This window comes from Bilophila sp., assembly GCF_057864385.1.
On record NZ_DBMAFI010000024.1, the window covers coordinates 26,795 to 47,465 of the forward strand.

The window sequence follows — 20,671 nt, forward strand, 5'->3', positions numbered from 1 at the left end:
TTCCTTTTACAGTTTCATGATGAAGCACAGGGCGTAGTAGGGAGGCAGGGTGCTCATGGCTTGTGCCGTGAGTGTGTGGGTGTGCCCGCCGTCGGTGACGGTGTGCCCATGCGCGGCGGTCGTGACCGCGTGCGTATGGCCGTTGTCGGTGATGCCGTGGCTGTGCTCGGATGAGCCGACGCCGTGGGCATGGCCGGGGTCATAGACACCGTGGGCGTGTCCCCACGAAGCGCCTTGAGCGCCAACCAAATACTGGCCATCATGGCCGACGCCTACCCATCCGCGTTCTCTGGCATCGTCCTGATAGCGTCCAACAAGACCTGTATGGACATTCTGGCAATACCCTTGGCGAGTCGTATTGGTTACGCCCCAAACGGAATGGGGATGGTTGGGAAGGGTATTCCCATCCAGCGTCGTGCCCTGAATGCCGATTCCGGTTCCTGCTGCCCCGGTCCAGATATTGAGGGCAGCGTTCCATATGCCGATTCCGGTCCCGGCGTTCCCGGCAGTCCCGCCGGGAGCGGCGGTAGCGAGGCCGATTCCCGTTTGGGCGTTTCCGGCGGCGACGCTGGGGGTAGCCGTTGCCGCGCCGCCGTTTGCGCCGGGCTGGTAGGTTTTTCCCGCTCCGAGGATGAAACGGTCGGTCAGGTCGGGCGTGCCGCCAGTGCCGTCGCACAGCGCCCAGCCCGTGGGGATGTCCGCAGCCGTTCCCGACCACATGATGATGCCCCGGCTGGGCATCAGAAAGCGGCGCACTTCGTCGAGCGCGCGCATGAGCATGGGGTTGGCCATCAGCTCACCTCCACAAGGATATCGTAGTCCGTGGGGATCGCGTCGTGCCAGCGGATGACGGTCGAGGCTGCCCCGGCTGCCCCCACTTCCTGATACTGGTGTACGGCGGCATCGGCCCCGGCCTCGCAGCGCAGGCCGCACAGGTAGACCCGCAGCCGCTTGTTCCCCACGGTATAGGCGGGGACCGTGTAGTTCGTGCCCTTGGCGATGGCGCTTGTGCGTGAGCCCGCAGGGGAGAATGCCGACACGACGGCCGCCGCGAGCAGGTCCCGCAGGTCCTGCTTCTGTTGCTGCAGCTCCTCTTCCACGCCCTGCAGGCCGTCGGACTGCGCCTTGAGGGCGTCGTCCTGCGTTTTGGCGTTGGCGTCGAGGCCCTGCAAGGTCTCGCGCAGCCGCAGCACGTCGTCCTCGAGGAGGTTGTCCGGGTGCGGCAGCGGGAGTTTCAGGTACGTTGTCTTTTCATCAATCATGGCGGCTCCTAGATCACGGCCATGAGCCGGATGTTGCTGACGCGGGGACGGGCTGTGGCCGTGCCGGTCAGGGTCAGCCTGACCTTGGTCTCGCTGACGTTGGAGAGCGCCGCCTTGAAGCGGTACTCCACAAGCCCGTCGCCCTGATTGGTGGTGCCGTCGGCGGTGAGCGACTCCCATTCGCCGGAGTCCTTGCGGATCTGCGGGGTGACGGTCGCCCCGGAGGGGATGACGGCGTCGTAGACGAGCACGGCCTTGGTCGCGTCGCGGGCGGGGATGGAGCGTGTCGCATAGTCGGCGGTCAGGCCCACGGCCCCGCTGATGAGCTGCGTGCCGGGCCACAGCACGGGGCTGGCCGTCGGCGTCCCCGCAAGGCGGGCCTTGACGCTGATCGGCCCGGTCGTGGGCGTGGCGAGGCGCAGGGGCTGCCCGTCGGCCACGGTCAGGGTTTCCCCGCCGGGCAGGGCCATGTCGTACTTGACGCGGGTGTCGGCGTTCGGGGTTTCGGAGAGGGAGAGGAGCAGCAGGTCGGTGGCCCCGGAGACGGATACCGAGCCGAGTTCCTGCTGGCTCGACGCGCCGCTGAAGGACGCCTCCAGCAGCCGGAAGGTCAGGTCGCGGTCCTGATGGGCCGTCCATGTGCTGGCGTTGCTGGAGGAAAGCAGCACGCCGACCTGATAGGGCTGGCTGACGACCCACTGCTGCGCGGTGGCGTCGAACTTGCCGAGTTCGGCGACGGAAAGGGCCGTCTCCGCGTCGTCGCAGAGCACCACGAAGGCGTATTCGGTGCCCGCCGCCAGCGAGAGCGGCGAGGGCAGGAGCACGCGGGTGTGGCCGCCGCCGGAGACGACGATGGAAGAGGCCGGGATATGGGCTTCGGTGAGCACTGTGCGGGTGGGTACGCCGTTGGCCACGTCGCGGATCTGCAGGCGGGCGTCGCCGCCCTTCGCCGTGAACCACAGGTCGACCCCGGCAAGCTGCGTGGCCTTGTCCAGCACAAAGGTCTGTGCCAGCGGGTCCACCCAGATGGTGGTGATGGTGTTCACCTGCCGCAGGGTGTTGACCGTGAGCTGTCCCTGCCCGACGAAGACCGCCGAGGCCCGCGAGCCGCCCTTGCCCGTGAAGGTCACGGCCTTGGCCCCGGAGGGGACTTTGGCCGGGATATGGAACGAGCCGTCCAGCGTGCCGTTGCCGTCGGCGGTGCCGGAAACGGCCAGCGTGATGCCGTCGAAGGTGGCCGAGGCAAGCTGTTCGCCCGCGCCGAACCCTTCAATGTGATAGGCTACGTCGATCTGGCGCAGGTACTCCAGCGCATTGGTCGTGGAACCCAACTGTTCGGTACGGGTCGCGGTGTCTTCCCCCACGACCCACGAGACGCCCGGCACGTAATGCCCGTTGTTGAACCGTTCGGTCACGGCGCTGGCCCATTGGGTCTGGCTTTCGGTCCAGCGGTCCAAGGCGGGGTTCAGGCTCGCACTCCCGGGAAGCGGGTCAAAGGCCATGTAGGGGTTGACCTTCATGGAACCGGTACGCAGGGGCTGGGCCAGCAGGGGCGACGGCGTCCAAGGGTTGGCCGTGGGCGCGGCCACGTCATTGGGCAGGGCCGTTGCCGTGGCTTCGATGGGCAGGGTCAGGACGCCGCCCACCACGGCGGCGGTCTGGGAAAGTCCCTGATCGCGCATGTCGTCGTTCAGCAGCGGATCAACGAAGATGCCCGCCCGTGCCCCGGATTCGCGGGTGAACACGTCGGCCTCAAGGCGTTGCCGGGCGACTTCCTGCTGCACCGCGTCGATGCGGCGGTTGATGGTTTCGATTTCCGAGAAGGGGACTACGCGCACGCCGTCGGAGAGCACGGTGCGGGTGCTGCGCCATGTCTGGCCAACGGTGGCGATGGGCAGGAGCGACGCGGGCACGCTGGGGCTGCGCGGGGTGTTTTCGGAGGCCACGCCCTGCAGCCAGACGAACAGCCCTTCCTGATTGATCGCCAGCCGGTCGAGGCGCGGCAGGGCCTGCCGGTAGGTGATGAGGATGGAGGAACCGTTAACCGCGCCTTCGATGCGGAAGCCGTCGGCGTCCAGCCCCTTGGGTTCGGCGCTGACCACGCACTCGTAGGTGCAGGAATAGGTCGAGCCGGTGGCGGGCTCGTTGCCCGTGGGGGACCAGTCCACGGTGTCGCCGTTCTTTTTATAGTCCGTCCCCGCCGTGTAGACGGTATCACCCTGACGGCACTCGACGATGGAGACGACGGCGGTGTCCGGCAGGGCGTCGGCGGCCCCGGAGTAGCTGCCGTGGACCACGCTGACGGTCTTGCGCATGGTGATGCGCACGGCCTCGACGTCGTGCAGCGGGGGGTGGGCCACCGTGATGCGTTGTCCGCCGGACTGTGTGGACGTGGCGTCGGCGGTGTGCACTTCCGTGTCGATGCGGCGCAGGTCGGGCACGGCGGCATAGGTCAGGCGGCGGGAGGTGGGCATGTCCACGCCGTAGCCGTTGACGCGGGCGCGGCCTTCCGAAACCGTATAGACCTGATGCCCGTCGGCGTCGTCCCCGGCCATGAGCACGGTCAGGCCGTCCACGATGTACGAGCCGCCCGCCGTGGAATCGCGGTCGTATTTGGCGATGCTCTGGGTGAACGTGTCCAGCGTGGGCGGGGCTTCCTTGGCCCGCAGCTCGCCGTCGTCCACGGTATAGACGACGTAGAATTCCCCGTCGCCGTTGTCGCCGTCAAAGCCCCACGCGGCGTTGGCCTGAAGCCGCCAAGCGCCCGGCTCGCCCTCGCCGCGTGAGCCGATGGCGGGGTTGTACAGGGTGGGGTAGTCAAGCTCAGACACCACGCGCTGCGTGAGCCGGATGCCCACGGCCACCGTGCCGGCCACGGGGATGGTGAAGGTGGCCTCGGGCACGCCGCGCACCGCGCCCCGGAGGTAGACGGCCCCGGACTGGGCCCGGACTTCGCCGGTCTCCTTGTTCACGATGATCCCGGCGTCGCGGATGATGTCGCCGTCCTTGAACAGCGCGTCGGCCACACCCTGCAGGCGGTGCATGGCGGCGGACTGCGCCTCGTTCAGCTCCGCGCCTTGCAGCGTGTAGCCGTCGCGGTAGAGGATTTTCTCATAATTTTTCGATGCGTTGAAGTTGTCGTAATAACTGTCGGGCATGTTGGGCATGAAAGCCTCCTGAAAGTTGCCGGGCACAGTGCCGAGAGTCGTGTCCCCGGAGGGGCTCGGAAAGCGGCGCGTGGTGCGGCTGGCTGATTGGCGTAAAGGGGGGACGTTGCGGGGAGGGGCGGATGGCCCTAGATCGGCAGGACGAACTCGACGGTCTGGCGGACGGAGGGGCTGCGGTTGATGCGCGGCAGGATGATCTGTGCCGCCAGCAGCAGGCCGGGCTGTTTGAGGTCGGCGGGCGTGAAGTAGCGCTGGCCCTCGGGCAGCCCGTCAACGAACTCGGTGTCCATGAACAGCCCCATTTCCCTGATGATCGCGTTGGAGGCGTCGCTGTAGGCGTAGGCCGTCTGGACGTAGAGGTACGGGGTCGGCTCCGTCACGAGCCGGTAGCGGGCCTCCTGCACCGCGCCTTCGGAGCCGGTGGACACGGGGATGACGATGCCGCCCGCCTCGTCGGGCTCCACGAAGCCGATGTGCGAGGGGGTCCGGCGGCCCAGTTCGTTGAGCAGCGCGGTGCTGTCCACGAGGGAGGGCAGGGTTGCGCCGTCGGCGTCCCATGCGGGATCACCGGAGCCCCACGCCAGATGCAGGGGGCGGGACGAAATCGCCAGCGCGATGGCGGCGCGTCCGGTTTTGGTCAGTGTTGCGAGTGCCATGTTGTTCTCCTTATTGGATGGTGATGTGCGAGGGGGTTTTCCAGTCCTGCCCCGTTTGGGTCCATGCCCCAGCCCACTGCGGCGCGAACAGCGTGAGCAGGCCGGATGCGGGCGGGGCGGGGGCAAGGGCTGGCGTGCCTGTGCCGAGGGCGGACAGCCCGGCGCTTTCGGGCGCTGCCCATGTGTTGGGCTTCATGCTTAGGGCCTGCGCGCTCAGGATACCATGTTCCGGCTCCACTTCGGGCAGGGGGCTGCCGGAAACGGAGAGCAGGCCGGTCCCGGCGGCGAACGGCGGGGCCGGGTCAAGGGCTTCAGCGGGCAGGGCCAGCGAGGACGGCAAGGCCGTCTCCGGGGGTGTCCATGTGTTTTCGGCCAGTTTCATGGCCAGATCGCATTGGGAGACTTGTTGCACCCGTTCTGGGTCCGGGATGCCTCCGGCCGAGGCCAGCCATGCCGTGCCCGCCGCTTGCGGGGCGGGCGGGTCGAGCCGGGGCGTTTCCGTGCCTTGGGTCACGATAGCCATTTCGTGCAGCCGCCGTTCCTCGCGTCCGCACTCATGCCCGGACAGGGTGAAGGAACCGAGCCGGGGCGGGTTGCCGATGACCACCGCAAACGTCGCCCCGAGCCGCGAGTTGGTGTCCGCCAGCATGGATTCCGTGGGCACGAGCTGCGCGCGGGAAAGGCTGCGGCGGCCCATGCGCCAGCGCGGGAGCTTGCGGTCGAAGCCGGTATAGTCGAGCCAGCTCCGGGCGTCCCATTCCCCGCGCCACGAGCGGCCCAGAGTCTGGCGGTCGGCCCACAGGATGCTGAACAGCGCGCCCATGACGAACGGATGGTTGCGGGGCAGGGGCTCGGAGAGCCTCGAGCGCCCGACGATGAAGCGGTCGAGGTACGGCGCGGTGTGGCCGGACACGCACTCCGTCCCGAACGAGGCCGCATGGAGCGACGGCAGATAGGCTTCCGCCTGAAAACTCCTCTTTGTCCCGAACGAGACGACGATGTCGCCATCCGGGCCTTCGACGGGGACGCCGGAATAGAAGGACAGCCAGCCGTCGCCAAGGGCCGGGCCTTCCGAGAGCACGATGGGCCGCCGGTCGTAGGCGTCGGTGTACATGCGCCACAGGCGGCAGCGCGCCGGGGCCATCTCGGTGCAGATGGTGACGATGCGGTGCACGTCGTCCATGTCCGCAATCTGCGGCAGGCCAAGCTGGTACGTTGCCCAGTAGGCCCCGGGGCCGTTTTCTTCGATGGCGGCGGCATAGCCGAACCGGCGCAGCGCCGCGTAGAGGCTTGCGGGCGTGCCCTTGATGCTGTGCCATGCGATGGCGTCGAGGATGAGGCCCGCCAGTTCCGCGTCCGTCCGGGCCGTTTCGCGGAAGTCGACGTGCAGTTGCCACGCGAGACGTTCCAGTTCCGCCGTGTTCAGGGGCGTCAGCCCGCCGGACGCCTCGGCCACCCGCCCGATGGGGGCGAGCATGCCGGGGACGGGACGCCCCGCGGTGAGCGCCAGCCGGTGCCACAGGAGCAGGCTGGGGACGCTGCGGACGACGCGGCGCAGGAGCGTTTCCAAGGCCGAGCCTGCCGCGCCGAACGCGGGGTCGTCCGCGAGGGCGGGCGTGAGCAGGCCCCGGACCTGCGGATCTCCGAGCCTAATCATGGGGCCGCCCGTCACGGCTCGCGACTGCCGTCGGCTTTACGGTGTCTACCCAGAAAGAAAGGGTGCGCTTAGTCATCTTCAATCCCCATAAATTGCAGGTCGAGCGATGTTTCGCGGGCGATCTGGCGCTGTTCCAGCTTTTGGTAGTGCGGGCTGGCCAGTTCCACGCGCTTGGCCCCGGCGCGTTCGAGCAGGCTGATGAGCCGGGTGGGGTTGATGTCCCGGCCCGGGGCGCTGCGCTGCCACACCCGGTATTCTTCAAGTGCCGCTTTAATGTTTTGCGTCACGCTGGCGGCCAGCGGGCCGTTGTCCCGGTGCAGCCACCAGCCGCCGGAGACGGCGTACTCGACGGGCTCAGGCGCGGCCACGATGACCGTGTCGGTAAGCGGGCGCACGCCGTCGGCGCTCAGGCGTTCCCGCACCAGTTCCAGCACGCTTTCTGGGGGCAGTTCGCCGCCGCCCATGACCGGGCGCACGTCCACGGTTCCGGGTACGGGCGCGTATACGGCCACGTCGGCGATGCCCTGATGGGCGGACAGGGCGTGGTAGCGGTAGGCCCCGGAAGGCCCGGCCACGGAAAAGCGTTCCGGGGCGAGCCGGATGCGGGCGCGGTAGCTGGCGTCGTCCTCGACGTCGGCCCCGAGCCGGGTGGTTTCGGTGTTGCGGACGGCGTCCACATAGGCGAGCGGGTCGACCAGCCTGTTGATCTGGCCGGGGACCAGCCCGTTGGCGTGCACTCCGGCCCGCAGGCAGGTTGCCGCTACGTCCACGGAGCGTTCCCCGGCGGGGATGGTTGCCGTCTCGTCCGTGGCGAAGGTCAGCCCCGTGTCGCCGTCCCCGGCGTTGGCCCGGGTGCCCTGCGGGATAAGCACGGACCAGCCCAGCGGTTCCGCCGTGCTGAACCGCAGCACAGTGCGGGACGGGCTGGCGGGCAGCCGGGCCGTATCCACCAGCGCGCCGATGAGGTCCTGATGCGGCCCTCGGGCGTGGGCCAGATACTGCTGGTTCCCTGTTTCGTTGATGAAGGCCGCCAGCAGGCTGATGATGTAGGCGTTGGACTGGAGGAACAGCCGCACCGGGTCGCCGGGATAGACGGTCTGGCCCGAGGCTTCCTCGTAGGCGGTAATGACCATCTCCTCGATGCCGGAGGGCGTCAGTTCCGAAAAATCCACGGCGGTGAAGTCGTCAAGCAGGCTCACAATGCCACCCCTTCCCTGAGCTTGAAGGTCACGACGGGCCGGAGTTGCCCGTCGAGGGTTTCAGCCCGCAAAAGCCGGATGCTCACCACCTCGGTGCGGGGTTCCTTTTCTTCGATGGCGTCCGTCAGTTCCGCAATCCGGAGCGCGGCCATCACCGGGGCCGGGGCGTCGATAGCGCCGCCGTGCGAGGCGAAACGCCGGTCCAGCGGGACGGAGTAGGCGAACGTGGTCAGGATCATCCGGATGTTCTGGACGATGGCGTCCAGCCCCGTGGCCCCGATGACGAGCGGGGCCGCCTCGCGCATGTCGACGACGGGCATCAGTGGTACTCCTTCAGGGCCAGCGTCAGGCCGATGGTGTGGACGCCGCCGGGGCCGCTGTTGCGCCAGTCCTGCGTCACGCTTTCGATGATGACCTTGCCCCAGTTGAGCCCCCCGAGGATGAGCCGGTTGACCTCGCCGCGCTTGCACATGGCCCCGAGGCTGTCGGCTTCCTGCATGGGATTGACGCCGAGGGCGGCGCTGAGGGTCATGGAAATGGAGAAGGTCCCCAGCTCCGGGGCGATGAATTCGACGCAGGGGAGCGCGCCCTGCACCTGATGCTCCTCGATGCGGGCCTTGCGTTCCCGGGTGACTTGCGACGGGGTGAACACCCGCGTGTCGGACACTTCAAAGACGACGTTGCCGAGGGTGCCTACCTTCATGATCAGCCCCCGACCGGCGAACCGGAGGTATCGGAGCCGCTCCTGACGTTGTCGTGAACGTGACTGCGAACTGATACGCTTCCCGCGACGATGTCATTGTCGGGGACGGTGATGCCGCCATTGCGTACGGTGAAGGAACCCTGCAGCTCACTGCTGGCAGCGCCACCGCTGTAGCCGGTTTGGATGAGGTTGCCAGCCAGCTCAATGCTTGGAGCCTTCAGGCTGATGCGGGTAAGGCTTTCGACGGATATGTCTTTTTCGGCCTTGAGCGAAACGCTCCCTCGGACGTTGGCGATGAGCTTATGTTGTACGCGGTCGTACCAGAGTTCTGTGCCGTCCTCGTAGCGGACGTAGTCGACCTGCGCTTCTTGGTTGGGGGAAGGTGTTTTCGTCGTGTAATGCGCGCCGAGGATGACGCCTTGTTCCAGACCCTGCCCGGAAAACAGGCAGGCCACGGGTTCCCCGATGTCGGGCAGGGTCTGCGCCTTGTCCTTCAGCGTGCGACGCTCAAGGACGCGCAGGGGCATGGTCACCATGCCGTCCCCGTCCGGGAGCTGGACGCGGGCTGCTCCCGATGCCGGGTCCACGCCGGTTACGATGCCGAAGCGCAGGCTTGCTCCCCGGTTGGCTTCCAGCGCCGCTATCCGTCGTTCCTGTTGCGCGTAGTCGAATCCGCTCATGTTGCCCTCAATAGTCCAGCGTTCGGCGTAGCTCCACGCCGGTCGTATATTTGCCTTCGATTCTGTGGGTTGCCGTGGTGACGAAATACTTGCCGTCGAATTTCCCGAAACCGTCCAGCGTCAGCGTGCACCCGGCCACCACGCCGGGGTGCCCCATGATGTCGAGCGAGCCGGTGTTTTCGGCTTCGTTTTTGTTCCGCAGGGCGCTTTGGGCGAAGGTTTCCGCTTCGGCCTTCGACTCGATCTTCTGGTTGATGAGCGTTATTTTTTCCCGTTGCCCGTCAGCGCCGGGCTCACCGAAGGAATAGGAGTGCATTTCCCCTGATTCCGGGTCCATGTACTGGACGTCGCAGCCGCTGTAGGCCGTCCCTTCCGATTTTTCCTTGAACGACCATCGTGACGGCGAAAACTGCCCTCCGGTTCTGGAGATGGCGACGGTGGCGGCTCGTGCGTCACCGCGTTTTGCGGCCTCACAGACGAGCTTGCCGTCATGGACCTTGACGTTCACCCCCCGGGAGGAGGCCAGCCGCTGTAGGAAGGGCAGGTCGGATTCCTCGCGCTGGTCCTGCCGGTTGAACGGAAAGGCATCGGCATTGTAGAGCAGTTCAAGCCCGTTGCGCTGGGCGATTTCTCCGGCCACGGCCTGTAGGGAATAGCCTTCCCATGCCTGCGTTTTTTTCGTTTCCCGCAGTCCGTCCGTGAGCGCGGCGGACACGGCCTTGATGCTGACCTTGGTCGGCGGGCCGGAGTATTCCACCTCGTCGACCTTGAACGAGCCGCAGTTCAGGGAGGCGTCCTGTCCGGAGCCGAACCAGTCCGTGCACAGGATACGCATGGACACCTCGGTCCCTTTCTTGGGAGCCCACTCCCCGAGCCACTTGCCGTCGCGGTCATGCAGATCGAGGCGTACCTCATCGGCCTTGCCCGCGGCGTTGTCGGTGTAGGTTGCGGACAGGAGCGAGGGGGCGAGCGCGTCCGTGGCGTCGTGGCCGCCGATAGTGACGGCGAGCCTCACGCGCCGGGCGTGCTCCTGCTCTTGTTTCCCGTTGGTTACATCCACGGCGGAAGGACCTCCTCCGCTGCGAAACGGCGAAGCATACGGCCGCGAGCAAGTCGCGTCCGTGCCGTTTCTGCGCTATCCGCTCGCCGCTGCTCGCGACTGCCGTCGGCTTTAAGGTTGGTTACATCCACGGCGGAAGCTCCATGTTGATTTCCGGTTTTTTGACGCCGTCGGGCACGTTCAGCCGGACCCCGGCGGGGAACTCAAGCATATCCATATGTTCGATGTTGGCGGCGATGAGCCTGTCCATGAGGTGTTCATCGCCCCACAGCCGGAGAGCGATGGCATCCCAGCAGTCACCTTGTTGCGTTATGTATTCAGTTGCCATAAGCCAACCTCCTCTGATCTCCGACGATGTTGCCGAGCATGCGGGCAATCCGTTCCTCAATGGCGGAAGCGCGGCTGTCGATGCTGCGCAGCAGCGCGTCGCCCATGTCCGCAGCAGGGATGCCGTTGAGGGTGACGGGCATGGAAAAATACAGATTGACTGGTTGCTGGGCGGATGGGGACGCCGTGTTCCCGGCGGGAGCCGTCCGCCGTGCCTCCCCAGACGCGGCGTATTCCGGAACCCGGGAAGAGGCCGGGGCTGTCCGGGCCTGCCCGGGGAGCTTGGCCTGTGCCGGTTTGGCCATAGCTTCAGAGAGGGCGGGTTTCGTCGGCCCGATGAAGGGGGTCCCCGCGGCTGCGGGCTGGAGCGCGGCCTGTTCGGGATTGGAGCCGAACGTGAAGAAATCTCCCACGCTTTCCCAGAACCCGGTCTCTTGTTTGGAGGCGGTGTCCTTGCCGGGATAGGCCGCCTTGGCCCCTTCCACAGCTGCCTTGGCGGATTGCGGCTCTTCATCGTCTCCAAATCCGAATGCGCCCTTGATATCCTTGTAGATGCCCTTGACCGTCTCAACGGGCTTCATGGCCATCGCCTTGACGCCCTCCACCAGTGTGTCGATGAGCTTGGCTCCGGCGTCGTACAGCGACATGCCGTTCCAGAGGTCAGAGATGAACGTCAGTGTGCCGGTAAACGCGGCTTCAACCAGTTCAAGGATGGGGCACACGGTTTTCAAACCGGACCAGACGGTGTCCACGACGGCCCGGAATCCTTCGAATTTGTTGTAGGCCCAGACGAGCCCCGCTCCGAGCGCAGCGATGCCCACGATGATCAGCCCGATGGGATTGGCTGTGAGTGCCGCGTTCCAGAGCCACTGTGCGGCGGTGATGATTTTGATTTTGGCGGCGCTGGCCAGAGCGACTGCCGCGTGGGCCTTTTGCGCCACGGTTGTCGCGATGACGGATGGGCGCAGTGCAGCGAAGATGCCCTTGGCGATCTGCCAGCCGTCCGAGAGGACGGTCGCCGCGTAGCCGCCCGCCAGCGCGGATACCTTGAGTCCAACCAGTGCGATGCCGACGAGCATGACCCCCTGCGTGACGCCGGGAAACGCTTCCGCTAAGGCCCGGACAGGCTTGATGACGGAGGTGACATACTCGGCGGCTGAGGCAAGGGGCGGCAGGAGCACACTGCCGATGGTGATGGCGAGGATTTGTCCGGAGGCCGCCAGCCGATCCAGAGCGCCCTGCGTCGTCTCCGAGCGGGTTTTGAACTCGGCGAGCTGGGAGCCTTTGGCTTCTTCGGAGTTGGCCAGCGCGAAAATCTCACGCAGTTTGTTGGGATTGTTGATGAGCGGGGCCAATGAGGCGAGCGATTCCGTGCCGAACAGTTCCTTGGCGATGCCAGCCTGTTCCGCTTCTGGCATTTTCTTGATGGCTCCGAGTACCGTGAGCAGGGTGTTTTCCGCTTCCTTGCCGCCTTTTTTCATGCCTTCCGCTATGGCTCCGACATTGCGAAACCCCAACTGCTTCATGGTCTCTTTCTGAGCCTTGGTCATGGCGTTGCCTTGGCTCAAGGTCAGCAGGAAGTTCTTCATGGCCGTCCCGGCGGTTTCCTTGTTTTCCGAGGTTGAAACCAACGCGGCGGCCAAGCCTACGATGGACTTTTCGGAAAACCCCGCCATTTTTCCCACCGCGCCCATCCGGGCTACGACTGAGGATGTGTCCGCAGCTGTGGCGTTCATTTTTGAGGCCACATAGTTCATGGCATCGCCCATGCCGCGGGTCTGCTCCGCCGTGAGCTCCATGCGCGACTGGTAGGTAGCAAGGCGCTCCCCGGCTTCCTCGGCGGTGATGCCGTAAGCTACGGACATTTCGGCGGCGTCGTTGAGGAATCTCTTTATTTTTTCGGGATCAAGATTACCGTCTGCATCGTTGGCCACACCAGCCTCGGCAGCGGCAGCGGCTATCTTGGTGACTTCGTTCGGGCCGAGCCCCGTCCGTTCCGAAACGGAGAAGATGTCCTGCTTAATCCGTTTTTCGTCGTCATCCTTGGCAAAATTGGCCACCTTTTTGAGGTCGGCCCAGTTGCTTTCGTAGTCGATGGCAAGCTTGACCGGGGCGACCACCGCGGCGGCCGTAGCCACCGTCCCCATGATCTGCCCGTGGTACTCTTGCCGTTTGGCTTGGTTGGCCAGCATTTTCTGCTGGCGCCCGAGAGCGGCTTCGGTGCGCCCGATGGCCGCTGCCGTTTCGGATTGTGCCTTCGCCATGTTCTCGACGGTGACGCCGTATTTTTTTGCCGCCCGTTCCGCGCTTTTGAAAGCCCGCTCGGAGGCTTGCACTTGCCCGATCAGCTTGGTTCTGGTCTCGGGGAGGAGTGGTCCAGCATTGAGACGGGCACGAGCCGCTTCAAGTTCCGCGCTGGCTTTAACCAGTGCCCCTGATTTCTGGGAAACGGTCTGTAGGCCTTTAAGATCAGACTTGAGCCCTTTGACGCGGGAGGAAACCGTGGTAAAGGCGGAAGCGACGGAGGCCCCTACCGCGGCCCCCACAGCAAACGTCACGCCAAAAGAAGTGCCCATGAAAACCTACCAAGAGTTGATGCCCAAACAGTATGCAAGCTGGTGGCCGCTGTTCGTTCCCGTTGCGGCCATAGCCGCCTGTATCGATAAATGGTTCCTCGATGCCACAAGCTGGCCGGAGGCGGCGGGGCACAGCGTTTTTGCCGGGCTCTGCTTCATGGCCCTTGTGTACGCGGGAAAGGCCGTGCGGCCCTTCCCTTGGGTGATTCCCGTGGCCGCCGCCGTGACCTGCGCCCGGAAGTGGTTCTTCGACGCCCCGACATGGGCGGCGGCGCTGGACGCCGGGCTGGTCACGGCCTTTGTGCTGCTGGTCGTCCTCCATCTGATGAAAGGGGCACGCTAGGCGGAGAGCCGTTTTTCCAGCTCGCAGGCCGTGTCCAGCCAAGCCTCGGCTTCGTCAGGCGTCAGTGCCAGCACATCCCGCAGGGGCCACCGGGTCAGCCGGGACAGGCTCACCACCAGCATCCGCAGCCCTTTCTCCAGTGTCCCGTCCGGGTCTTTTCTGGCCCCGAAACGTGAGGAGCTGGTCCTGTAGCCGCTCATAATCCTCCATATCCAGTTCGCGCAGATCTTCAGGGCGCAGCCCGGTGAGGGCGGCGACGAGCGTGGCCTCTTCGTCGAGCCCGCCGTTTTTTATGGGGTAGTCCAGCATGTCGCCCACGGTGGGGCGGCGCATGGTGATGGAGGACAGGGTGCGGTCGGAAAGCTGCGCCGGATACCGGAGCGCGATTTTCGCGGTCTTTTCCATTGGGTTACTCCATGCCGAGGTCGCCACGGACTTGGGCGAGGTAATCGGTTCCGGCGATGGTGCAGATGAAGTTCAGCTTGTCGATCTCCACCAGTTCCTTGCCGCCCTGCGAAAGCTTGAGGTAGTTGACCTCGAGCTCGGTTTCCGAATCCATTTTCTTGCCCGGTTCGGCCTTGCCGACGCCGAATTTTTTGGGGACGGTGCGGGCTACCAGCTTCACGGCGTCGGTGCCGAACTCGCCGTTCCCGGCGTCGAACTTCTGCACGCTGGCCCGGACGTCGAGCTGGTGCGTTTTCGGCGCGAGCAGGGTGACAGCGTTCTCGTTCACCGTATTCCATTTCAATTTCAGGCTGATGGCCTTGAAGTGCCCGATGACGGGCGTGTCCAGTTCCCCGGCGATGCCGAGCCCGCTCATGGACTCGGTGACGTATTCGAGGCTCGGCAGCTCGATGTCGGCCACGCCGAGCAGGGCGGAGCTGCCTTCCATATAGACTTTGGCGTTGATGAGCTTGTCGGGGATGACGTTTGCGGAGGGAAGGTTCATGGCGTCTCCTTACTCGGCGAAAAGGTTGGTCAGATACGACGGGTCGTATTCTAGCGTGAAGCGGATTTCCCGGGCCGGGGGCGGGGGCGCGATGAAGACGTGGAACCGGGCGATGCCGTCGATGAGGTCGGTGCTCGGGTTTTCCCCGGCGAGGAAGGCCACCTTGCCGCCGAGGATGTATTCCCGGGCCGCGAGGCCGTTGAGCCAGAGGTTGAACGAGTCGCAGATCTGCTCGATGAACCGGCGGCGCAGGGGCGAGTCGGTGAACTGCCACGCGGTCAGTACCAGCGTGTTGCCGATGTAGTTGAACATGCGGCGTACCGGGATGAAGGTGTCCTTCACGTCGGTAACGGCGGGGTAGGCGGCGGTGCGGTTGCCCCAGACGGTCATCTGGCCGGTAAAGTTGAGCCCGGTGACGATGCCCTGCCCGTTGAGGTAGGCGGCCTCGGAGGGGGTGAGGGCCAGTTCCCTGCCCGCGTGGGTCAGGCCGTTGCAGAGCATCCGGCGGTTGGACGGCGACCAGTAGGGCACGCCCTCGTTGTCGGCGTCGCGGCTGGCGACCGTGGCGGCCAGATGCACGGAGCCGTGCTCGACGGCGTTGCCGAAGACCGGCGAGCCGAAGAAGATCTGCAGGGCCGGGTCGGTGAGGTTGTTGTCCTTCACCCATGCCGGGACGTCGGTATATTTGGCCACGCTGGACGGGACATCGACAAGGCCGGTCGCCTTGAAGTGGCCGTTGATGTTCGCGGCCTTCGCGCCGATGACCACGGCCACCGCCGGGTCGTCGGAGAAGCCGGGGGCCAGAAGCTGGCCGGGGACCAACCCGAAGCGGGGAAAGACTTCCTCCACCAGTTCCAGCCCGGTGCGGCTTCCGGTGGAAGCGTCGATGCCGCCGATGACGTCGGCCTTCGTGACCTTGGAGACGTCGGACTTGGCCGGGGTTTCGCCCTGTGCGGGCGCGGTGTGCTTCGCCGGGTCAAAGACGTTGATGCAGACGATGGGGGCCACCCCGTAGCGCGACAGGTAGACGCTGGCGGCCTCGTGCAGCGTGAAGCCGGTTTCGTCCTCGCCGGGCGCGCCGAGCTGGGCCGTGAATTCCGCCATTGAGAAGATGAGCAGCGGTTTGTTGACGGGCCGTTCCGTGCCTTCGGGCAGGTTGTGGACCGGGGCCGTGCCGATGATGACCGGGAGGGAGACGTCCACGCGCACCGGCGCGACGATGCCGGTGGCGGTCTCTTCCCAGTAGACGCCGTGATTGTACATGGTTACCCCTTAATGTGGTTGCGCTTCACGCGTTCGTGGGTCGTGAAGAAGCCTTTCTTTTCCCGCATGCCGCGCAGGGCCTCACCCGCCTTGTCCAGCGGGAGGAAACAGGCTTTCACGTCAGGATCGGCAAACAGCTTTCCAAGGTGGCTGGGAATGCCTCCCTGGAACACACTGCCGTACATGAGCAGTACAGGCTGGCGGAATGTCGGCCCGAGGTAGATGAGCGTTTCAGGGAGTGGAGGAGTCGCTTTCGCCTTCTTTTCCGTATCCATAGTTTTTCCTTTTATTCCCAGCCCTTCATAGTCCATTGCGACAGCATGACAGCCTGAAGGAAGGGCCTTGGTTTCGTTTCGGCCTTTTCCCATGCCAGCAGCCGTCCCCGGTGATCGGGCACGAGCTGGAAGCGCCGTTTCAGCGGCGTTTCCCGGCAGGCTCCGAGTACGCGGGTGATGCCGGACATAAGGATTGCCAAGTCTTGTTCCGCGCCCTCGGCGTCTCCCGGTTCCGGGTTGTAGACGCAGCAGATGAGCGCGATGACGGCGGTTTCTCCTCCCTCTTCATGATAACCGTTCACGGGTACGAGGATGATGCCGGGAAAGGTTTTCCAGCCATTTTCGGGCGGAGGCAGGTCTCCGATAAAGACTTGTACGGGCTGTATAGTGTCGCCTTCGGCGGTCTGGCCGAGCAGGTGCAGATCGGCAAGGCCGTCCGTCAGATAGGTTTTCAGGGCGGGTAGGATGTGTGGGTTCATTTCGCGGCCTCCAGAGCCAGCGTCCGTTGAACGTGACTGGCCAGCACGACAGGCAAGCAATCATCAATTTCTCTCATGCACAGTTCCCAGACTCGGTACGATGCCACGTGATATTGAATTGTTGGCCCATATGACTCTCGAATAATTTCTTTTTGATAGGTTCTCTTTGAGTTGGATACCTTCCAGTACTTCACGCCCATATGCCCGCCCTGCATTATTGCGATGAACGGAAGGCTCGCGCCTTCAATGCGACTTCTTCCGTCGCGTCGTTCTCCCTTGCGCAAGGCAAAGGTGAAATCCGGCCATTCCTGTGGGCGTTTCCCCGGGCGTGCCGTTACAGCCTTCTCTTCGACATCGTAGTGAATGAGCGGCTGCGCTTTGCTGCGCACTGTAATGCTCCCAGAGACCGTCCCGCCTCGGCTTATCGGTTTTCCAAGAAGAACCGCTCTCTTAAGAGCCTTTTGGGGAAGTGGAATCTCTCCAATGAGATACTCAACAAGGACATCCCGTACATGCTGCATCGTCTCGGCAACAGCCGGATACATGGCCTTCTGGATGCCGTAGGGCACGCCCTTGAGCTGGCGCAACGCCCGCGAAAAATCCTCGTCACTGATGCCGATCTCGATCATGCTCAGGTTCCATTCCGATAAAGGTTCACCCGGATCAGCCCGTGTTGATCCACGGCATCGTCGACGGTCCAGAGGGTGCCGTCGATCCGCATGTCTTGCCGGGGACGGGGGAGTGGGACAGCCCCTTCCCCGGTGGACGGCACATGCAGCGCGCGGCGTAGCTGGTGCACGCCCCACGTTTCCACGTTGCTTTCATAGCGCCCTTCTGCGGGGGCCACGGCGTCATCCCAGATGCCGACGGTGTCGAGGCCGTCCACGTTCATGGGGACGCCGAACTCGGCGGGGTTCAGGAAGGCATGCCGCACGTCGAAGGCGAGGGCTTCTTCAAAGAAATTCCGGCTCATGGAGTCCCCCTGACAAGCGACTTTACGTCCGCCTTGATTTCACGCAGGTCCAGCGACACGGCGTCCATCGTCGCTTCGGTTTTGGCCAGACGGCGCTCGTGGTCGTCCGTGCGGTCGCGCAGGGTCGTGAACATGCCCTCGTGCCGGGCCTGCGTGTTTTCGAGGCTCGACAGGCGCTCATCCATCCGTCCGATGTAGATCGCGCTGGTGACGGCGGAGGAGCCGATGCCGACAAGGATGGCGACAAGCAGCGGTATGACAACCGACTGGATATACTTCATGATCAGATACTCTCTGCCTGTTCGATCCACAGTTGCAGCTCCCCGGCCTCCTGAGCCGGGAGGTGAACCCATTCCCCGGGTACGGTCTTCCATTGTCCGGCCTCCCTGTATGCCCATCCGTCAGTCACGAGGGCTCCCGGCGTCGCCGGAGCCGGGGGCAGGGCGCTTGTCCGTCCCGCCACGGCGTTGCAGCCACTGGTCAGCAGGGCCAGAGCGTACAGCGCGAGTGCGAGCTTGGCGGCGGTAGTCCCGAAAACCTTCAAGGAACAGTTGAAGGATGCGGACAAGCGCGGCCCAGACATCACTTGCCGCCATTGGCCGTGTCATCGGCGTTCTTGGCCTTGCCCTTGTTGCAGCCGATCCAGTTGAGCAGGCCGTACACGAGGCGGTAGAGCACGCCGGACCGTTCCGTGGGAGCGGGCAGGAACACGCAGATAAACGCGCATACGCCGGACAGGGCGGCCAGCCCCTGCGCGAAGACGCCGGATTGGGTATCCAGCAATGCCGAAAAATCCATAATGGCCTCCTACACGGCGCGGGTCATCCAGCCCGCGAGGAATTTGCGCTGCGAGAAGCTGCTCGCGGCGATGTCGAGGTATTTCTTGCCCTGTGCGGCGTTCAGCGCGTGGACCACGTCCCTTTCGGCGCGGTATTCAAGCACCAGCGCGAGGGCCTTGACGGTCTTCGGCCCCACGGCCCCGTCTTCGTCGAGGTCGTCAAAGAGCCGCTGTTCCTTGCCGTTGCGCCGGACATAGTTCATGGCGTTGCACACGCGCTGGAGGAGCTTGCCGGAGCCGCCCCGGCCCAGATTGACGGCCTGTTCGAACAGTTCGTTGGCCACCAGTTGCGGCCAGCGGGCAAGGCCCATCTTGTCCCACCACTGGACCCGGTAGAACGCCGTGACGAGGTCCTCCAGATTGGGAAGGGTGGTCAGGTGGCGCGAGAAGGCGAGGCTGCCCTGCTGGAAAGAGGGGTGCGCCTTGGCCGCGTCGATGAAATGCCAGCCCGGCCAGTCCGGGAAGAACGCCCGGGCGATGCCCGCATACGTTTCCCCGCCCTTGTCGCCGGGGACGTTGCACCAGTCGCCCTCGAACGTGCGGACAGGGTTGTAGGCGATGTTGAAGTCGGCGCTCATTGAGTGCCCTCCCCGGCGCTTTCGGGAGTCGCCTCTGGAGTGTCGGCGTCCCCGCAGGGGGCCGCGTTTTCGTCGGGAACTATCCCTTTTCTCTGCCCTCTCTTTTGGGCCTGCGCGGGCACGGGGGCCGTGACATGCAGCGGCGTGGCGTAGCCCTCGCGGATGAGCGCGTCGGCCTTGTCCGCGTCCAGCGTGACCGCTTCACCGGGAAGGAAGAGATGCTCGCCGTTATCAAGGGTGACGTGCAGGCGCACGTCCTTGGCCGTCTCGCCCATCACGCCACCGCCTTGATGAGCACGGTCGCGCCGGGCTGTTTGGGCCACGGCAGGGGGCGGGACTCGGCGATGGTGAAGATGCCGGAGGGGTCGTCCTGCTTGAACTGCTTGGAGAAGATTTCCACGGGGCCGGTGCAGTCCACGTCCATCGGCTGGCCGAACTCCATGACGTTCTCGGCGTCGGATGCGGCCAACAGGGCATATTCGGGCGCGAGGTAGTATTGGACCTTGCCTTCGATGTCCTTGTAGGTGCCGGTCACCAGCCAGATGCGCAGGCCGTTCCAGATGCCCTTGAACTTGCTCTGGATGCTCGGGGAGAGCTGGCCGATGTTGATGTTGTTGCGGTCAAGGTCGTCGCGGACGTCGGGGTGCTTCCTGAAGGCGGCCCATGCCTTGCGACCAAGGTAGAGGTCGGTCGCGCCGAGGTTGGCCTCCTCCTGAATCATTTCGTCGTAGGTCTGGAGGGAGTCCTGCAGGTCGGAGTTCTCGCCGGTCCATTGGGCCGCGCCTTCGAGTACGACGGTGTGGGCCTGCGGACGCCGGAAGTCGACGGTGAACGTCTTGACCACCTTGCCTTCCACGGCGTCGAAGAGGTCGATCTTGCCGTGGACGATGGCCTGCGCGCACATGATCTCGACCATAGTGTCAATGTCGGCGCGGTGATCGTCCATATCCTCGGCAATGGCGCGTTCCACGGGGTTCACGTTGAGGTCGTAGGGCGCCTGGCCTCCGGCGTGCTTGAGCAGGTCGGCGGCCTTGAACAGGCGTTTCGGACGGAAGCGCGGGGCCTTGACCGCGAACGCGGCACCCTCGCGCCCGCTGCGCATGGTGCCCCCGGCGGCGTTGGTGATGGAGGGGAGCATGGAGACGCCGCGGGAAACGACGTGCAGCTCGAACAGTTCGGTGGCCTTGGGGGACTGACGGCGGAACATGTTGCCGAAAATATCGTATTTGACCGGACGCTTGTTGATGACGCCGGTGAGGACGCGGGAATCGAAGTAGTCGATGTCGGCCATTGGTTTCTCCTTATGCATCTCCGGCGAAGACGCCGACCTTGCGAAGTTCGGTGAGGGCCGCCTGCTGATCGGCGGCGGAAACGCCGTCGTCCCAGATAAGCTCGGAGGCGATGACGGCGGCGTGGACATAGACGAGCGCGTAGGCGTCGCCCTCGGCGGGGATGGCGACGTCTTCGGCCAGCACGCCGAGCAGGGCGGCGGTTTCGCCGTCCCCGGGCTTGGCATAGGCCCCCACGGTCGTGGCGGAGGTGGCCGTGACGGTCTTTGCGGCGATGACGGTTCCGGCGAGCAGGGTCTGGGCGGTTCCGGCGCTCGAAAGCACGATGCGCTGCGTGACCACGGGATGGTCCTTCAGGAAGACCCGGCGCTTGTACGATGCGATTTCCTGCATGGTC

At 64.9% G+C, this 20,671-nt stretch carries 27 protein-coding genes; 1 reads left to right on the plus strand and 26 read right to left on the minus strand.

The genetic code is table 11. The features are described from left to right. Positions 1-6: 6 nt before the first annotated feature. From ACZM8Y_RS09500 to ACZM8Y_RS09555, 12 genes are all read right to left on the minus strand, one after another. Entirely contained in the window at positions 7-792 is a 786-nt protein-coding gene (locus ACZM8Y_RS09500) for a hypothetical protein (RefSeq protein ID WP_482333385.1), read from the minus strand. Beyond that, positions 792-1,262 (minus strand): hypothetical protein, encoded by a 471-nt coding sequence (locus ACZM8Y_RS09505; RefSeq protein ID WP_482333387.1) that lies wholly within the window; start codon positions 1,260-1,262, stop codon positions 792-794. Before ACZM8Y_RS09505 ends, ACZM8Y_RS09500 begins: the two co-directional genes overlap by 1 nt. 8 nt (positions 1,263-1,270) lie before the next feature. Then, complete coding sequence (locus tag ACZM8Y_RS09510; RefSeq protein ID WP_489501715.1) at positions 1,271-4,429, minus strand: DUF4815 domain-containing protein; 3,159 nt, start codon at positions 4,427-4,429, stop codon at positions 1,271-1,273. Between the two features lie 128 nt (positions 4,430-4,557). Beyond that, positions 4,558-5,085 (minus strand): hypothetical protein, encoded by a 528-nt coding sequence (locus ACZM8Y_RS09515; RefSeq protein WP_482333391.1) that lies wholly within the window; start codon positions 5,083-5,085, stop codon positions 4,558-4,560. 10 nt (positions 5,086-5,095) lie between these two features. Next, a complete protein-coding gene (locus ACZM8Y_RS09520) occupies positions 5,096-6,742 on the minus strand; it encodes a phage tail protein (RefSeq protein WP_482333393.1) in 1,647 nt (548 codons plus the stop codon). Between the two features lie 68 nt (positions 6,743-6,810). Next, a complete protein-coding gene (locus ACZM8Y_RS09525; RefSeq protein ID WP_489501716.1) occupies positions 6,811-7,941 on the minus strand; it encodes a baseplate assembly protein in 1,131 nt (376 codons plus the stop codon). Continuing rightward, positions 7,938-8,261: a GPW/gp25 family protein gene (locus tag ACZM8Y_RS09530; RefSeq protein WP_475563695.1), complete on the minus strand. Its 324-nt coding sequence runs from the start codon at positions 8,259-8,261 to the stop codon at positions 7,938-7,940. Before ACZM8Y_RS09530 ends, ACZM8Y_RS09525 begins: the two co-directional genes overlap by 4 nt. Continuing rightward, the gene (locus tag ACZM8Y_RS09535; RefSeq protein WP_302553159.1) at positions 8,261-8,644 is read right to left on the minus strand and encodes a phage tail protein; all 384 of its coding nucleotides are present in this window, start codon (positions 8,642-8,644) and stop codon (positions 8,261-8,263) included. The genes ACZM8Y_RS09530 and ACZM8Y_RS09535 overlap by 1 nt, the downstream gene beginning before the upstream one ends. Positions 8,645-8,646: 2 nt before the next feature. Next, positions 8,647-9,324 (minus strand): phage baseplate assembly protein V, encoded by a 678-nt coding sequence (locus ACZM8Y_RS09540; protein WP_487480093.1) that lies wholly within the window; start codon positions 9,322-9,324, stop codon positions 8,647-8,649. Positions 9,325-9,331: 7 nt separating this feature from the next. Then, the gene (locus ACZM8Y_RS09545) at positions 9,332-10,384 is read right to left on the minus strand and encodes a phage late control D family protein (RefSeq protein WP_482333646.1); all 1,053 of its coding nucleotides are present in this window, start codon (positions 10,382-10,384) and stop codon (positions 9,332-9,334) included. A gap of 121 nt (positions 10,385-10,505) precedes the next feature. Continuing rightward, a complete protein-coding gene (locus ACZM8Y_RS09550; RefSeq protein ID WP_279201955.1) occupies positions 10,506-10,712 on the minus strand; it encodes a tail protein X in 207 nt (68 codons plus the stop codon). Next, positions 10,702-13,287: a phage tail tape measure protein gene (locus tag ACZM8Y_RS09555; RefSeq protein WP_482333648.1), complete on the minus strand. Its 2,586-nt coding sequence runs from the start codon at positions 13,285-13,287 to the stop codon at positions 10,702-10,704. Before ACZM8Y_RS09555 ends, ACZM8Y_RS09550 begins: the two co-directional genes overlap by 11 nt. On the opposite strand from ACZM8Y_RS09555, the gene ACZM8Y_RS09560 reads away from it, so the two are divergent. After that, the gene (locus tag ACZM8Y_RS09560; protein WP_482333650.1) at positions 13,286-13,630 is read left to right on the plus strand and encodes a hypothetical protein; all 345 of its coding nucleotides are present in this window, start codon (positions 13,286-13,288) and stop codon (positions 13,628-13,630) included. The two genes, ACZM8Y_RS09555 and ACZM8Y_RS09560, sit on opposite strands and share 2 nt — an antisense overlap. A 54-nt stretch (positions 13,631-13,684) precedes the next feature. Here ACZM8Y_RS09560 and ACZM8Y_RS09565 read toward each other — a convergent pair whose 3' ends face one another. Genes ACZM8Y_RS09565 through ACZM8Y_RS09630 form a run of 14 tightly spaced genes read right to left on the minus strand, consistent with a single transcriptional unit; the run spans position 13,685 to position 20,667 of the window. Further along, complete coding sequence (locus ACZM8Y_RS09565; protein WP_482333652.1) at positions 13,685-14,035, minus strand: phage tail assembly protein; 351 nt, start codon at positions 14,033-14,035, stop codon at positions 13,685-13,687. Positions 14,036-14,039: 4 nt separating this feature from the next. Beyond that, positions 14,040-14,579: a phage major tail tube protein gene (locus ACZM8Y_RS09570; protein ID WP_237910387.1), complete on the minus strand. Its 540-nt coding sequence runs from the start codon at positions 14,577-14,579 to the stop codon at positions 14,040-14,042. A gap of 9 nt (positions 14,580-14,588) precedes the next feature. Further along, complete coding sequence (locus ACZM8Y_RS09575; RefSeq protein ID WP_482333655.1) at positions 14,589-15,842, minus strand: phage tail sheath family protein; 1,254 nt, start codon at positions 15,840-15,842, stop codon at positions 14,589-14,591. A 2-nt stretch (positions 15,843-15,844) separates the two neighbouring features. Further along, on the minus strand, positions 15,845-16,117 hold the full coding sequence (locus ACZM8Y_RS09580) for a hypothetical protein (RefSeq protein WP_288706082.1): 273 nt from the start codon (positions 16,115-16,117) through the stop codon (positions 15,845-15,847). Positions 16,118-16,128: 11 nt separating this feature from the next. Then, positions 16,129-16,596 (minus strand): hypothetical protein, encoded by a 468-nt coding sequence (locus tag ACZM8Y_RS09585; RefSeq protein ID WP_482333657.1) that lies wholly within the window; start codon positions 16,594-16,596, stop codon positions 16,129-16,131. After that, entirely contained in the window at positions 16,593-17,225 is a 633-nt protein-coding gene (locus tag ACZM8Y_RS09590; RefSeq protein WP_302553148.1) for a hypothetical protein, read from the minus strand. The genes ACZM8Y_RS09585 and ACZM8Y_RS09590 overlap by 4 nt, the downstream gene beginning before the upstream one ends. A 2-nt stretch (positions 17,226-17,227) precedes the next feature. Further along, complete coding sequence (locus tag ACZM8Y_RS09595) at positions 17,228-17,569, minus strand: hypothetical protein (RefSeq protein ID WP_482333661.1); 342 nt, start codon at positions 17,567-17,569, stop codon at positions 17,228-17,230. Then, positions 17,566-17,880 carry a hypothetical protein gene (locus ACZM8Y_RS09600; protein ID WP_302553146.1) on the minus strand — a complete coding sequence of 105 codons (315 nt, stop codon included), beginning with the start codon at positions 17,878-17,880 and terminating at the stop codon, positions 17,566-17,568. Before ACZM8Y_RS09600 ends, ACZM8Y_RS09595 begins: the two co-directional genes overlap by 4 nt. Continuing rightward, positions 17,853-18,152 (minus strand): hypothetical protein, encoded by a 300-nt coding sequence (locus ACZM8Y_RS09605; RefSeq protein WP_482333664.1) that lies wholly within the window; start codon positions 18,150-18,152, stop codon positions 17,853-17,855. The genes ACZM8Y_RS09600 and ACZM8Y_RS09605 overlap by 28 nt, the downstream gene beginning before the upstream one ends. Further along, complete coding sequence (locus tag ACZM8Y_RS09610) at positions 18,152-18,367, minus strand: hypothetical protein (RefSeq protein WP_475562695.1); 216 nt, start codon at positions 18,365-18,367, stop codon at positions 18,152-18,154. Before ACZM8Y_RS09610 ends, ACZM8Y_RS09605 begins: the two co-directional genes overlap by 1 nt. 9 nt (positions 18,368-18,376) lie before the next feature. Beyond that, positions 18,377-18,985, minus strand: coding sequence for a glycoside hydrolase family 108 protein (locus ACZM8Y_RS09615; protein WP_302553144.1), 609 nt, complete (start codon positions 18,983-18,985; stop codon positions 18,377-18,379). Next, the gene (locus ACZM8Y_RS09620; RefSeq protein ID WP_302979367.1) at positions 18,982-19,263 is read right to left on the minus strand and encodes a hypothetical protein; all 282 of its coding nucleotides are present in this window, start codon (positions 19,261-19,263) and stop codon (positions 18,982-18,984) included. The genes ACZM8Y_RS09615 and ACZM8Y_RS09620 overlap by 4 nt, the downstream gene beginning before the upstream one ends. Continuing rightward, positions 19,260-20,276: a major capsid protein gene (locus ACZM8Y_RS09625; protein ID WP_482333668.1), complete on the minus strand. Its 1,017-nt coding sequence runs from the start codon at positions 20,274-20,276 to the stop codon at positions 19,260-19,262. Before ACZM8Y_RS09625 ends, ACZM8Y_RS09620 begins: the two co-directional genes overlap by 4 nt. Positions 20,277-20,286: 10 nt before the next feature. Then, complete coding sequence (locus ACZM8Y_RS09630; protein WP_278657530.1) at positions 20,287-20,667, minus strand: head decoration protein; 381 nt, start codon at positions 20,665-20,667, stop codon at positions 20,287-20,289. Between the last annotated feature and the right edge of the window lie 4 nt (positions 20,668-20,671).